Source organism: Frankia nepalensis (assembly GCF_016786325.1).
Classification (GTDB): Bacteria; Actinomycetota; Actinomycetes; order Frankiales; family Frankiaceae; genus Pseudofrankia; species Pseudofrankia nepalensis.
The window spans coordinates 1-13,372 of record NZ_JADWYU010000385.1 but is presented as its reverse complement, the minus strand read 5'-3'; the positions used below and the strand labels follow the sequence as shown (position 1 = coordinate 13,372).

At 69.5% G+C, this 13,372-nt stretch carries 13 protein-coding genes and 1 pseudogene; 4 read left to right on the top strand and 10 right to left on the bottom strand.

Going from position 1 to position 13,372, the window contains the following annotated elements; translation table 11 throughout:
- The 4 genes and pseudogenes from I6A81_RS42215 to I6A81_RS42205 form a co-directional block, all read left to right on the top strand.
- A partial coding sequence (locus tag I6A81_RS42215) for an oligopeptide/dipeptide ABC transporter ATP-binding protein (RefSeq protein ID WP_203006764.1) occupies window positions 1–579 on the top strand: 579 nt, incomplete at its 5' end.
- Window positions 580–684: 105 nt separating this feature from the next.
- Window positions 685–899 (top strand): annotated as a pseudogene (locus tag I6A81_RS44580) (cytochrome P450); the annotation flags it as partial.
- 92 nt (window positions 900–991) lie between these two features.
- Window positions 992–2,263: an amidohydrolase family protein gene (locus tag I6A81_RS42210; protein ID WP_203006765.1), complete on the top strand. Its 1,272-nt coding sequence runs from the start codon at window positions 992–994 to the stop codon at window positions 2,261–2,263.
- Window positions 2,264–2,313: 50 nt separating this feature from the next.
- Entirely contained in the window at window positions 2,314–2,556 is a 243-nt protein-coding gene (locus I6A81_RS42205; RefSeq protein ID WP_203006766.1) for a hypothetical protein, read from the top strand.
- A gap of 251 nt (window positions 2,557–2,807) precedes the next feature.
- Here I6A81_RS42205 and I6A81_RS42200 read toward each other — a convergent pair whose 3' ends face one another.
- From I6A81_RS42200 to I6A81_RS42155, 10 genes are all read right to left on the bottom strand, one after another.
- Complete coding sequence (locus tag I6A81_RS42200; RefSeq protein WP_407661484.1) at window positions 2,808–3,620, bottom strand: NAD(P)-dependent oxidoreductase; 813 nt, start codon at window positions 3,618–3,620, stop codon at window positions 2,808–2,810.
- On the bottom strand, window positions 3,620–4,354 hold the full coding sequence (locus tag I6A81_RS42195; RefSeq protein ID WP_203006768.1) for a 3'(2'),5'-bisphosphate nucleotidase CysQ: 735 nt from the start codon (window positions 4,352–4,354) through the stop codon (window positions 3,620–3,622). Before I6A81_RS42195 ends, I6A81_RS42200 begins: the two co-directional genes overlap by 1 nt.
- A complete protein-coding gene (cysN, locus tag I6A81_RS42190) occupies window positions 4,351–6,279 on the bottom strand; it encodes a sulfate adenylyltransferase subunit CysN (RefSeq protein WP_203006769.1) in 1,929 nt (642 codons plus the stop codon). Before cysN ends, I6A81_RS42195 begins: the two co-directional genes overlap by 4 nt.
- The gene (gene cysD, locus I6A81_RS42185) at window positions 6,279–7,184 is read right to left on the bottom strand and encodes a sulfate adenylyltransferase subunit CysD (RefSeq protein WP_203006770.1); all 906 of its coding nucleotides are present in this window, start codon (window positions 7,182–7,184) and stop codon (window positions 6,279–6,281) included. The genes cysN and cysD overlap by 1 nt, the downstream gene beginning before the upstream one ends.
- The gene (locus I6A81_RS42180; RefSeq protein WP_203006771.1) at window positions 7,184–7,942 is read right to left on the bottom strand and encodes a carboxymuconolactone decarboxylase family protein; all 759 of its coding nucleotides are present in this window, start codon (window positions 7,940–7,942) and stop codon (window positions 7,184–7,186) included. The genes cysD and I6A81_RS42180 overlap by 1 nt, the downstream gene beginning before the upstream one ends.
- A 110-nt stretch (window positions 7,943–8,052) precedes the next feature.
- A complete protein-coding gene (locus I6A81_RS42175; protein ID WP_203006772.1) occupies window positions 8,053–9,087 on the bottom strand; it encodes a zinc-dependent alcohol dehydrogenase in 1,035 nt (344 codons plus the stop codon).
- Window positions 9,084–9,932 (bottom strand): sugar phosphate isomerase/epimerase family protein, encoded by an 849-nt coding sequence (locus tag I6A81_RS42170; protein ID WP_203006773.1) that lies wholly within the window; start codon window positions 9,930–9,932, stop codon window positions 9,084–9,086. Before I6A81_RS42170 ends, I6A81_RS42175 begins: the two co-directional genes overlap by 4 nt.
- The gene (locus tag I6A81_RS42165) at window positions 9,929–11,164 is read right to left on the bottom strand and encodes an MBL fold metallo-hydrolase (protein ID WP_203006774.1); all 1,236 of its coding nucleotides are present in this window, start codon (window positions 11,162–11,164) and stop codon (window positions 9,929–9,931) included. The genes I6A81_RS42170 and I6A81_RS42165 overlap by 4 nt, the downstream gene beginning before the upstream one ends.
- Window positions 11,161–12,432 (bottom strand): sulfotransferase family protein, encoded by a 1,272-nt coding sequence (locus I6A81_RS42160; RefSeq protein WP_203006775.1) that lies wholly within the window; start codon window positions 12,430–12,432, stop codon window positions 11,161–11,163. The genes I6A81_RS42165 and I6A81_RS42160 overlap by 4 nt, the downstream gene beginning before the upstream one ends.
- Entirely contained in the window at window positions 12,423–13,229 is an 807-nt protein-coding gene (locus I6A81_RS42155; protein ID WP_203006776.1) for an SDR family NAD(P)-dependent oxidoreductase, read from the bottom strand. The genes I6A81_RS42160 and I6A81_RS42155 overlap by 10 nt, the downstream gene beginning before the upstream one ends.
- Between the last annotated feature and the right edge of the window lie 143 nt (window positions 13,230–13,372).

Below are 13,372 nucleotides of genomic sequence, written 5' to 3'. Positions count from 1 at the left end.
GGCCTCGGCGGTGAGCGGTTCGGTGACCTGCTGCCCCGCCAGCTCTCCGGCGGCCAGGCCCAGCGGGTCGCCATCGGGCGGGCGCTGGCCCTCAAACCCCAGCTGCTCATCTGCGACGAGCCGGTCAGCGCCCTCGACGTGTCGGTGCAGGCCCAGATCCTCAACCTCATCGAACAACTCAAGACCGAACACCACCTCACCGTCGTGTTCATCGCCCACGACCTCGGCGTCGTCCGCGCCGTCAGCGACAACGTGCTGGTGATGTACTTGGGCAAGGTCTGCGAGTTCGGCGACGCCGACCTCGTCTACACCAACCCCGCACACCCCTACACCCGCGCCCTGCTCGACTCCGTCCCGCGCGCCGACCCGGACAACGCCTTCCACGGCCCGGCCATCGAGGGCGACCTGCCCTCCCCGCTGGCCCCGCCGACCGGCTGCCGGTTCCGCACCCGCTGCCCACTCGCCACCCCCAAGTGCGCCGACGAGGAGCCCCAGACCCGCGAGGTCCGCCCAGGCCAGTACGCCGCCTGCCACTACCCCCTCGTCACCGACAGCATCGCTGCGCTCCCTGACAAGTGATCGTTGCTTGCCGGCAAAGCGCCGCCTTGACATGCCGCGATCGATGATCGCCTATACCGTTCGTTCCGGCCGGACATCGTTGCCGCCGGCGGGGTCCCAAGTTCCGATGTCTACGACATCCACCGCCGGTTCGACAGCCATGTCTCGCTCGCCCATGGCATCCACTTCTGCCTGGGCGCCGGTCCCGCCCGGCTGGAGAGTTGGGTCGCGACCGAGGAGACCCTCAAGCGGTTCGCGACCTGGGAGGTCGACTACGAGACGCGGTCCGGTTGCACACCAGCACGGTCAGCGGCTACGAGAAACTCCCGATCGCCGTCTGACAGAACAGATCGCCGGCGTCTCTAGGCGCGGGCTAGCCGCGGTATCCCAGCACCTTTCTGTCATTCGCCCATGCAGCGAGAGGAGCGACCCGATGCGCATGGAAGACATGATCCTGGTCAGCATTGACGACCACATGATCGAGCCGCCCGACATGTACCGGAACCACGTCCCGGCGAAGTGGCTCGCCGAGGCGCCCCGGGTGGAGCGCAACGAGCAGGGCCTGGACCAGTGGGTGTTCGGGGGAGAGCGGACCACGACCCACTTCGGCCTTGCCGCGACCGTGGGCTGGCCCCGCACGGAGTGGGGCTACAACGCCGCGACCTACAGCGAACTGCGCCCCGGCTGTTTCGACGTGCACGAACGGGTCCGGGACATGAACGCCAACGGCGTGCTCGCGTCGATGTGCTTCCCGACGATGGCAGGCTGGAACGCCAGGACCTTCACCGAGTCGCGGGACAAGGACATCGCGCTCGTGATGCTCCAGGCATACAACGACTGGGCGATCGACGAGTGGTGCGGCTCCTACCCGGGCCGGTTCATCCCGCTCGGGATCATCCCCATGTGGGATGTCGAGCTCGCCGTCAAGGAGATCCACCGCCTCGCCCGGAAGGGCTGCCGGTCGATCAGCTTTCTCGAGACCCCGCATGTCCAGGGCTTCCCGAGCTTCCTGTCCGGCTACTGGGACCCGATGCTCAAGGCGTTGTGCGACGAGGACATGGTCCTGTCCCTGCACATCGGCGCCGGCTTCGACGTCATCAAGAGGCCACCCGAGGCCCCGATCGACCATCTCATGGTGCTGGCCTGCCAGATCAGCGCGATCACCGCGCAGGACCTGCTGTTCGGCCCGACCCTGCGGCGGTTCCCCGACCTCCGGGTGGCGCTGTCCGAGGGCGGGATCGGCTGGATCCCGTTCTACTTCGACCGGGTCGACCGCCACGTCGAGAACCAGGCATGGCTCCATGACGGTGGCGACTTCGGTGGCAAGCTGCCCTCCGAGGTCTTCCGCGACCACATCCTCGCCTGCTACATCACCGACCCCTCCGGCCTGCGCCTACGCGACCGGATCGGCATCGACATCATCGCGTGGGAATGCGACTACCCGCACACCGACACCACCTGGCCGGAGTCGCCGGAACACGCGTGGAACGAGCTCCAGCAGGCGGGATGTGCCGACGAAGAGGTCCACAAGATCACCTGGCAGAACGCCACCCGCTTCTTCCGCTGGGACCCGTTCGCCCACACTCCGTGGGAGCAGGCCACCGTAGGCGCGCTGCGCTCGTCAGCCCAGGACGTCGACACCACCCGCATGTCCCGCGAGCAGTGGCGTCAGCGCAACGAGGCCGCTGGGATCGGGGTCTTCTAGCCGCGGGCTTGCGAGGGCCTAGCCCGACTAGGCCAAGGAGCACCATTCCGGTGCAGCGCGTCGGCATCTCGAGCGCCTCGGCGACCCGGTTGTCGTTGGTCTGGTCCGAGTTCGGGTTCGCCCCCTCCATGATCACGCCGAGCTTGACGGGCGCGCCGGTCGCTCTGGCGATCGGGGCTCAGGAGGTGCGGAGCCGCTCGCTGTCGTGGTCGTCCTGCGCGTCGGAGCTGCCGCCGCAGGTGGATACGAAGGCCAGGTTGGCGGGCGAGAAAGGCGACGCCGGCCAGCCGTAAGCGGGTCGGCCCCGGTGACTGTGGGGATCTGACTGGCCGGTCTGGTCGGGTGTTCTCTGGGCGGCTGATTGTTTCGTGGATGTGCGACATCGTCATCCTCCTCCCGGGAGATCGGGTGCCGGAACCAGCCGGTCCGGCCGTCGGAACGGCCGGACCGGCTGGACGGAGGGTCAGGAAAAGCGCGCTCGTCGACAGCTCCTCGCGGCTGCCGATCCCGAGGAGGGAGGGGTGCCGCCCGGAAGGACCGCCGGCTACTCGTCGAGGGTCGTCAGCGTGGCGTCGACGAGTTTCACCAGCGCAGCGGGTTCGGCGGCGCCGCTCGCCCGGGCGACGTCCAGCATGATGCTGACGTCCTTGCGCAGGAGTGGCGCGGCCTGCCGTAGCCCGGCGGTGTTGAAGCCGGAAGCGGCGAGGATCGCGCTGGCGCGGCTCCCGCCGCTGCCGTGCGCTAGGACCTGGGCCACGGCGGCGCGGTCCATGCCGAGTGCGTCGGCGAACGCGAAGGTCTCCAACGCGGCCGTGACCTGGGCCGTGAACACGAAATTGTTCAGCGCCTTCGCCAGCTGCCCGCTGCCGAGCGGGCCGAGGTGGATGAGCGGACCCGCGAACGTCTCCAGCATCGGACGGCATCGTGCGACGTCCTCGTCGGCGCCGCCGACCATGACCAGGAGCGCGCGCCGCGCCGCGGCGCCGCCGCCCCCGCTGACCGGCGCGTCGATGACGGCGATCTCCCGCTTGGCGGCCTCGTACGCGACTCGGTGGCAGGTGTCCGGATGGACCGTTGAGTGGATCGCGACGAGACCGCCCGGTGCCATGCCGGCCAGCACACCGTCGGGCCGTAGGAGAACGTCCTCGACGTCGGCGTCACCGACGACGCAGACACAGACGACGTCGCTGGAGGTGCCGAGTTCGGCGGGCGTGGCGGCGAACCTGGCCGTGGTGTCGGCGAACGGCTCCAGGGAGGCGGGCCTGCGGGCCCACAGGGTCAGGGGATAGCCGTCCTCGACGATGCGTCGGGCCATGGGCGCGCCCTGGCTGCCCAGCCCGATGAATCCCACGCGGATCACGTGGTGACCTCCTGGTCTCGCAGTGCGGCGAGGACTGGCGCGGCGAGCTCCGGTCGGCAGATGAGCAGGTCGGGGAGGTAGGGGTCGGGCTGGTTGTAGCGCAGGGGTGAGCCGTCGAGTCTGGAGACATGTATTCCGGCGGCCGCGGCGACGGCGACCGGTGCGCAGGAGTCCCATTCGTACTGGCCGCCGGAGTGGGCGTACACGTCGACCTGCCCTCGGACGACGGCCATCGCCTTGGCGCCGGCGGAGCCCATGGGAACCAGGGCGGCGTCCAGTCGGGTGACGAGGTGGTCGACACAGGCGGGCGGTCGGGTTCGGGAGACCGCGAGGCGGATCGGGCCTGCGGCCCGGGGGCTGAGGGCCGGCGGCCCGCCGGTGTGCAGGACGAGGCCGGCGGCAGGCAGGGCGACGGCGCCGACGTCGGGACGGCCGCGGACGGCGAGCGCGACGTGGACGGCCCAGTCGTCTCGCGGTGGTTCTCCGTATTCGCGGGTGCCGTCGAGGGGGTCGATGATCCAGACACGGTCGTGTTCGAGGCGGACGCGGTCGTCGGTGCGTTCTTCCGACAGCACGGCGTCCTCGGGGCGAGTCTGCGCCAGGCGACGCAGCAGAAGGTCGTTGGACTGCTTGTCACCCGCGTCGCCGCCCTGGTCGCGGATGCGGAGTAGCAGGTCGCCCGCCTCGGCGGCTAGCGCGGCCGCGACCGCGTGGTCGTCCCTGTCGTTCATGTCCGCTCCGCCGGGGTGAGGATGCCGGTGTTGTGCAGGTAGGCGACGACCTGGTCGGCGGACTGCTCGGCGGGGACCGCACCGGAGGCGTCGAGGTGGATTTCGGGGTTGGTGGGGGGTTCGTAGGGGGAGTCGATGCCGGTGAAGTTGGTGAGTTCGCCGCGGCGGGCTTTGGCGTAGAGGCCTTTGCGGTCGCGGGTTTCGGCGATGTGGAGGGGGGTGTCGACGTGGACCTCGATGAATTCGCCGTCTGGGAGGAGGTCGCGGGCGAGTTGGCGTTCGGCGCGGAAGGGGGAGATGAAGGAGGTGAGGACGATGAGGCCGGCGTCGGCCATGAGGCGGGCGACTTCGGCGACGCGGCGGATGTTTTCGACGCGGTCGGCTTCGGTGAAGCCGAGGTCCTTGTTCAACCCGTGGCGGACGTTGTCGCCGTCGAGGAGGTATGTGTGGTGGCCCTGGTCGTGGAGTTGTTTTTCGACGAGGTTGGCGATGGTGGATTTTCCGGCGCCGGACAGGCCGGTGAACCAGACGACGGCTGGTTTCTGGCCTTTGCGGATGGCCCGGGCCTGCTTGTTGACTTCGACGGCCTGCCAGTGGATGTTGTGGGCGCGGCGGAGCGCGAAGTGCAGGAGTCCGGCGGCGACGGTGGCGTGGGTGTATCTGTCGATGAGGATGAAGCCGCCGGTGTCGCGGTTGGTGGCGTAGGGGTCGAAGGGGACGGCCCGGTCGAGATTGAGGTTGGCGACGCCGATCTCGTTGAGTTCGAGTGTCTTGGCGGCGGTGTGTTCCAGCGTGTTGACGTTGACCTTGTACTTCGGCTGCGCGAGGGTCGCGTTGACCGTCCTGGTGCCGATCTTGAGGAGGTAGGGCCGGCCGGGCAGCATCGGTTCGGTGTTCATCCAGACGAGGTGGCACTCGAACTGGTCGGCGACCTCGGCGGGGCTGTCGGCGGCGGCGAGCAGGTCGCCGCGGGAGACGTCGATCTCGTCGGCGAGGGTGAGGGTGACGGACTGGCCGGCGATGGCGGTGGTGAGGTCGCCGTCGGCGGTGACGATCCGGGCGACGGTGGATTCCTGGCCCGAGGGTAGGGCGCGGATGCGGTCGCCGGGGTGGATCGTGCCGCCGGCGATCTGGCCGGCGAAGCCGCGGAAGTCCAGGTCGGGGCGGTTGACCCACTGCACGGGCAGCCGGAACGGGCCGTCGGCCGTGGCGTCGTCGATGGTGATGGTCTCGAGGTGGCCGACCAGGGTGGGCCCGGTGTACCAGGGGGTGTTCGGGCTCGGCTCGGTGATGTTGTCGCCGCGTAGCGCCGAGAGCGGGATGGCGGCGATGGCGTCGCCTTCCAGGCCGATCTGGGCGACGAAGGTCCGGTAGTCGGCCTCGATCGCCTCGAACACGTCGCGGGAGTAGTCGACGAGGTCGAGTTTGTTGACGGCGAGGACGACGTGGCGGATCCCGAGGAGGGAGACGAGGTAGCTGTGGCGGCGGGTCTGGGTGAGCACGCCCTTGCGGGCGTCGATGAGGATGACGGCCAGGTCGGCGGTGGAGGCGCCGGTGACCATGTTGCGGGTGTACTGCTCGTGGCCGGGGGTGTCGGCCACGATGAACTTGCGCTTCTCGGTGGAGAAGAACCGGTAGGCCACGTCGATCGTGATGCCCTGCTCCCGCTCCGCCGCCAACCCGTCCACGAGCAGCGCGAAGTCCAGCTCCCCACCCTGGGTGCCAACCTTGCGCGAGTCGGACTCCAACGCCGCCAACTGGTCGGAGAAGACGAGTTTCGCGTCGTAGAGGAGCCGTCCGATCAGGGTGGACTTGCCGTCATCGACGCTGCCGCAGGTGATGAACCGCAGCATCGACTTGTGCTCGTGCCGACGCAGGTACTCCTCGATGTCCGTCGCCACCAGATCATCGGTCGCGTGCGCCATCAGAAGTACCCCTCTTGCTTCTTCTTCTCCATCGACCCGGCCGAGTCGTGGTCGATGACCCGGCCCTGGCGCTCCGAGCTGGTCGTGAGCAGCATCTCCTGGATGATCTCCAGCAGGGTTGACGCCTGCGACTCGACCGCGCCGGTGAGCGGGTAGCAGCCCAGCGTGCGGAACCGCACCGACCGCTGCTCGGGGACCTCTCCCGTGGCCAGTGGCATCCGCTCGTCATCCACCATGATCAGTGCGCCGTCGCGTTCGACCACCGGGCGCTGGTCGGCGTAGTAGAGTGGGACGATCGGGATGTTCTCCCGGTGGATGTAGAGCCAGATGTCGAGCTCGGTCCAGTTCGACAGCGGGAACACCCGCACCGACTGCCCCGGGGCCTTGCGGGCGTTGTAGAGCCGCCACAGTTCGGGGCGCTGGTCTTTGGGGTCCCAGCGGTGCTGAGCCGCGCGGATGGAGAACACCCGTTCCTTGGCCCGGGACTTCTCCTCGTCGCGGCGCGCACCGCCAAACGCGAGGTCAAAGCCGTACTTGTTCAGTGCCTGCTTGAGCCCCTCGGTCTTCCACAGGTCGGTGTGCAGCGCGGAGCCGTGGTCGAACGGGTTGATCCCCCGCTGCACCGCGTCCGGGTTCTGGTGTACCAGCAGGTCCAGCCCCAGATCCGCGGCCAGCCGGTCCCGGAACGCGTACATCGCCTGGAACTTCCAGGTGGTGTCGACGTGCAGCAGCGGGAACGGCGGGCGCGACGGGTAGAACGCCTTTACCGCCAGATGCAGCATCACCGAGCTGTCCTTGCCCGCCGAGTACAGCATCACCGGACGCTCCGACTCGGAGACGGCCTCCCGGAAGATCTGGATACTCTCCGCCTCCAACCGCTGGAGGTGAGTCATGGAAATCGGCATCAGGCGCTTTTCTTTGCCCAGGCAGCCTCGGCCGCGTCGTGAAGTGCCTCGCCCTTCGCGAACCCGTAATAGGTGGCGAACTGGAGCACGATCTCGTCCATCTCCTCCTTGGTGAGGTCGCCAGAATGCAGCGCCGAGGAGACATGGGTCGTCAGCGGTGTGGGCGAGTCGTCGATCGCGACGCAGGCGACGGTGATGATTCGCCGCTCCCGCCGGGTCAGCCCGGGCCGTTGCCAGACATGGCCGAAGACGAAGCTGAGGATTCCGGCGTGGCGGTAGGGCGAGGTCGCGGGGGGCGCCGGCGTGAGGTTGACCTCGACGAACTCCTTGACGCCGCGCTCGAGCCGGCTTTCCCAGTCGTTGTCCCCGAGGGTCTCGTTGGCCAGCGTCGGCCACGGCTCGGGCTCCTGCCCGTTTTCCTGGGAGATCCGGGCCGACTGCTTGGCGATGACCATCTCGACGTGGGACGCCTTGGGCCATCCGCAGTAGACCGCGAAGTGCAGGATGAACTCAAGCATCTCCGGGAGAGAGATGTCCCCGCTCTTCAGCGCGGCGTAGACGTGGTCGTCGATCGGCTCGGGGGAGTCCGCGGCGGCGACACAGGTCAGCGCCACCCACCGCCGGTCGCGCCGGCTGAGCCCCGGCCGGGACCACACCTCGCCGAACACGAAGTCACGGGTGGCGGCCTCGTAGGGAGTCGTGGCCGGCGTTGGCTCCCGGGTCATGACCTCGCGGTAGGTCTGCTCCGCGTCACCCATGTCGAGCCTCCTGTCCTGGTGTGCCGTGCTGTCCTGGTGTGTTCTGCTGTCCTCGCGTGCTGCGGGGGTCCCGGTGTGGCGCGCGGTCCCGGTGCGTGGCGGTCGGCGGGTCAGCTCATCCGGAGCGCGACGCGTACCGAGTCGCGGCCGGGTGTCTGGCGGGTCAGGAGCGCGAAGGCGTCCTCGAACTTCTCCAGCGGGAACGAGTCGCCGAGCAGCTCGGCGGTCGGTACCTTGCCCGCGTTGATGAGCGCGACGGCGCCCTCCGCGTCGAGGCCGGCGCCGGGATGCAGGGTGATGCGCCGGGTGGGGATCCAGTCGCTGTGGAAGCCCTCGAGCGGCCGATCCTTCATGCCGGCGATGACGACGTGGCCGCCGCGGTGGACGAGGTCCATGGCCAGGTTCACGGTCACCGGGTTGCCGGCGGCGGCGTCGATGACGACGTCGGCCAGCTCGCCGCCGGTGATCTCGCGGACTCGTTCGACGGGGTCCTCGGCTTCGACGTCGATGGTGTGGTCGGCGCCGACGCGGTGGGCGCAGTCGAGCCTGAACCGGTCCTTGGCCGTTCCGGTGACGATGACGCTGGCCGCGCCGGCCGCCTTCGCGGCGACGATGGTGGCCATGCCCATGTGCCCAGGTCCTTCGATGAGGACGACGTCGCCGTGTTTGACCGGTGCGACCCAGGTGACCGCGCAGCTGAGTGGTTCGAAGACGGTGAGCTGGTCGGCGGGCAGATCGTCGCGCAGCTTGTAGACCATGGAGCCGGGCAGCAGTTCGAGGTGCTCGGCGAAGCCGCCGTAGAGCCCGGAGCCTTCGTCGACGGAGAAGTCGTGCCCGTAGATGCGGTGCCCGGCGGGGGTGAAGACGATGTCCCAGACCGCGACCCGGTCGCCTTCGGTGACGCCCCATTTCTCGGCGGCCGCGGGGTCGATCTTCTCGATGCGGCCGACGATCTCGTGGCCGGGGATGGAGGGGAAAGCGCCGCCCCAGGAGGTGTGGACGTGGCCGCGGAAGTGGTCGATGTCGCTGTGGCACAGGCCGGTGGCCTCGACGCGTAGGACGGCGCCTCCGGGCTGTGGGTCGGGCACCGCCAGGTCGCGCAGCTCCCAGGTCTCGTCGCCGTTGAACACGATCGCGCGGGTCACGGGATCACCTTCTCCAGGAACGTGGTCGCCGCGGCGGCCGCCCGGCGGGTCGCCACGTCGAGGCCCTCGGCCTGGACTGCTGGTCCGACGAGCTCGATCTCGAAGGGACCGGTGTAGCCGGTCTCGAGCACGGCGCGCAGGAACGTCTCGACGGGCATGTCGCCTTCGCCAGGGACGACCCGGGTTCCGGTGGGCAGCCCGGCGCGCTCGTGGGTGATCACGTCGCAGAGCTGCGCGGCGGCGAGGCGGTCGCCGACCTGGTGGATGGCGGCGGCCAGGTCGGGCTCGCGCCAGCAGTTGCCGAGGTCGACGATGAGCGCGAGGCCGGTGCGGTCGGCGACCTTGATCGCGTCGGGCAGGGTGTGGACGAACGACCGGTCGGTGCGCTGCGTCGGTTCGATCGCCAGCCGGACGCCCTGGGAGACGGCGTGCGCGAGGCAGGGCGCGACGGCGTCGGCCAGCGCGGCGGTCAGCTCGTCGAACGACCGCCCTGGCGCGGTGCCGGGGGTGAAATAGACGCAGCCACCGCCCACCGCCGCGAGCTCGACGGCCTGGTTCACCTCGCGGCGGGTCGCGTCCCAGGTCTCGGGCGCGCCGAGGTCGAACATGTTCGTGATCACCGTGGTGAGGCGCAGCGACCGGGAGGCGAGCGCCCTGATCGCCTGATCACGCCCGTGGGCGGTGAGCTTGACGTCGAGCACGCCCACGTGCCGCAGGCCGAGGGAGTCCCACAGGACCAGCTCGTCGGCGAACGTCCACGGGTAGGTGCACATCTCGCTCACGGACAGCCGCGGATGGGCCGTGACCGTGCCTCCCGGATTCACGACCGTGCCTTCCGGATTCATGAGAGGGCCTCCTGGATGTCGCGGATCTCGGCTTCGAGCCAGCGGACCTCGCTGAAGTTCTCCCGCCCGCTGCGCGCCAGCAGCAGCTCGTGGGCCTCCAGCTTCACCCGCAGGGCGGCCGGGTCCTTGGGCGTCTGGGAGAGGACGATCTCGGCGAAGTGCAGGGCGTGCAGTGCTCGCCCGGCGGCCAGGTGTGCCTCGGCCCGGGCGAGCAGCGGGGCGGTCCCGCCGGTGAGCTCGATGAGGTCGTCCCAGATCGCGGACGGGGGGACGTCGTACAGCTCGGTGGTCGACTCGTAGCGGAACCAGCCGGTGTGCTCCTCCCAGATCGCCCGCACGATCCAGGGCACCTTGCCGTGGCCCTGGGGGATGTCGAGGGCCGGTGGCAGCGTGATCTGGCCCATCAGCGTCCACAGGTCGACGCCGGCGTTCATGCCCTCGATGGTCCGGTCGCGTACGTAGGCGGTGGCATCTCTCATCTGGGTCAGCCGTCGCCGGATGTCGTCGGCGCCGCGGATCGGTTCGCCGTGCCCCGTGATCAGCTGTTCGGGGCTCAGCGCGAGGATCCGGTCGACGGAGTGGAGGTAGGCGATGGCGCTGCGGATCTTGTCGCCGCGCACCGTGTAGAGGTTCGGTATGTGCCCGAACAGCGGCCCGGTCAGGTTGCCGGTGAAGAGGATGCGTTCCTCCGGCAGCCAGACGACCAGTGAGTCGGTGGTCTCGCCGCCGGGCGTCGAGTAGAGCTCGAAACGCCGGCCGCCGAGGGTGAAGGCGTGGCTGTCGCGGAAGGTCGTGGTCACGACGGGCTCGGGCGGCTGGTAGGACCGGTCGACATTGGTGATGTCCCGGCTCCAGAGCCGGCCGCTGCGGCGGGCGAAGAACGGCTGCAGGCGATGGAAGTACTCCCGGACGTCCGCGTGGTTGGCCTGGGCGATCGTCTCGACGCCCGGGGCGTCGAGCTGCGACCAGCCGCCGACGTGGTCGGGGTGGCCCTGGGTGAACACGATGACGCGCACCGGGTTGTCGCTGACCTGGGCGAACCGCTCCCTGATCTGCTCGGCCTCGAAGTACATCCCGGTGTTGATCAGCAGGTCGCCGTCCGGGCTGGTGACCAGGTAGCTGTTGGAGATACCGCGCGAGGCGAAGATGCCGTCACCGAGGGGCACGGCGGCCTGGACGCCTTCGCCCTCCTTGACGATCAGGGCGTTGAGGGGTTGCCGCTGTGGGCTCACCGGGCGCGCTCCTTTCCCACCTCGGGCCGGATCTGGAAGGTGTCCGTGTAGAAGGCGAACCGGTCGCGCAGCTCGTCCGGGTCGAGCCCGAAGTCGCCTTCGAGGTCGTAGACGACCCGGCCTCGGCTGCCGCGGGGGTGCGAGGTCACGTAGTGCTCGATGTCCGCGCGGGTCTCGTCGGTGACCGTCAGGCCGGCGCGTTCCAGGACGCCGGCCGCGGCCTGGACGTCGTTGCCGACGATCTCGTCGAACCGCAGCTCGACGAGCTGGCCGTCGGGAACCAGGTGCCGGTCGCGCAGGTAGCTGCGCAGCATCCGCTCGAGGCGGTCGACCCAGTAGCCGACGTGGGCGTCGATGTCCGGCCGCTTCTGGCTCATCTTCAGCGCCAGGCCGCGCATGGTCAGCAGCGACTGGATCGTGGCGACCGGATCGCGGTGGATCATGACGACGGTCACGTCGGGGTAGGTCGCCATCAGCGGGCCGAGTTGTTCGCTGTGCTGGTTCGACTTCAGCATCCAGCGCCGGTCGCTGGGGAACTGCCAGGCGATCGCCCGCAGGACGTCCTTCATGTAGCGGTAGTGCGGCGTCTGGTCGTGGCTCAGGTAGTGGTCCCGGTAGCCGGGGACGTTGGCCATCCACTCCCACTGGTAGCTGGCGAAGTCCGGCACCTGGAGCTCGTTCTCGCCGCAGGCGTGGTCGGGCGAGTGCTCGTGCATCGCGGCGAAGATCTCGTTGGTGGACAGTCGTTGCCATCGGACGTTCGACCGTGACCAGCGGGGGTCCACCCCGTCCGGCCCGGGCGTCTCGCCCACGCTGGGGGCCGGCTGCGCGGCCAGGTAGACCGGGAGGTGGCGCAGCCGCCGGTCGGCGGCGAGCAGGTTCTCCAGGTGGGTGCTGCCTGAGCGGGGCAGCGCGATGACGTTGATCGGTCGTTCGATCGGGGCGTCGAGGCAGGCGGGGTGGTCGTTCCAGTAGCGCTGGATGAGCAGCCGGTTCGCCGCCGCCTGGACGCACTGATGGACGAACGTCGCCTTGTGGGTCCGCCACACGTTGGCGTCGGCCTCGACCTCGGCCAGCAGCGGGCCGAGGCGCTGGGTGAAGTCCAGGGAGCCGAAGTCGTCCAGGCCGGTCTGCCGGCTGGCACCCTCGAGCACCGCGTCGATGCTCATGTCCAGCGGGCGTGCCTCGTCGGCCTCCAGAGCGGCCCGTTCCGCGGGGGTTCGGGTGTCGGCGCGCATGCCTTCGACGCGCAGCACTTTTACGGCCATGGGGGAAGCTCCGTGATGTCGGTCTTGCCGGCGTTCGCCAGCCAGCCGCCGTCGATGACGACGAGGTCGCCGGTGTGGAACCGTGACTGGTCGCTCATGAAGTAGACGCCGATACCCTCGAAGTCCTCGGCGTTCCCCGCCCGGCCGGACGGGTTGTAGCGGCGGTTGCGCTCGAACAGCGGGCTGCTGGCGGGGATCTGGACGGTCTCGCTCACCGTGTAGCCGGGGCAGACCACGTTGCAGCGGATGCCGTAGCGGCCGGCCTCGACCGCGATGCCCCGTGACATGGCGGCCATCGCGCCCTTGGACGCGTTGTAGTGCTGCATGCCGGGGCTGCCGGTCAGTGCCGACAGGCTGGCGCAGAACAGCAGCGACCCGCCGGGGTCGCCGGCGTCGTGGCGGCGCTTCATGTGCCGGGCGCCCTCCCGGATGGTGAGGAAGGCCCCGTGCTGGTTGACGGCCAGCAGGCTGTGCCAGGCCTGGCTGGTCATCTCGACGAAGCTGCGCTCCTTGCGCATCAGACCGGCGTTGGCGATGACGCCGTCGACGCGGCCCAGCTCCTCGGCCACCTCGGCCATCGCCTCGACGACGCGGGCCTCGTCGGAGACGTCGACTTCCTGGGCGAGCACCCGGTGACCGAAGCCGGCGAGCTCCTCGGCGGCCTCGGCGTTCTTGTCCGCCCGCCGGCCCCAGATCACGACGTCGCCACCGGCCCGGGCGACGCCTCGGGCGAAGGCCAGGCCGATCCCGGCGTTGCCACCACTGACCACGACCACGCGGCCCGTTAAGTCGAACATGAGGACATTGCTATAGCAAAACTTGCTTTGCAGTCAAGCTCCTGTCCTGGCCTGCCGCGCGTCCATGTCCGCTACGGTGTTCTGCATGGCCCGGCCCGCGCCCGCGTCCGCCCGCGCGACGGACATCGTTTCCTTCCTGACCG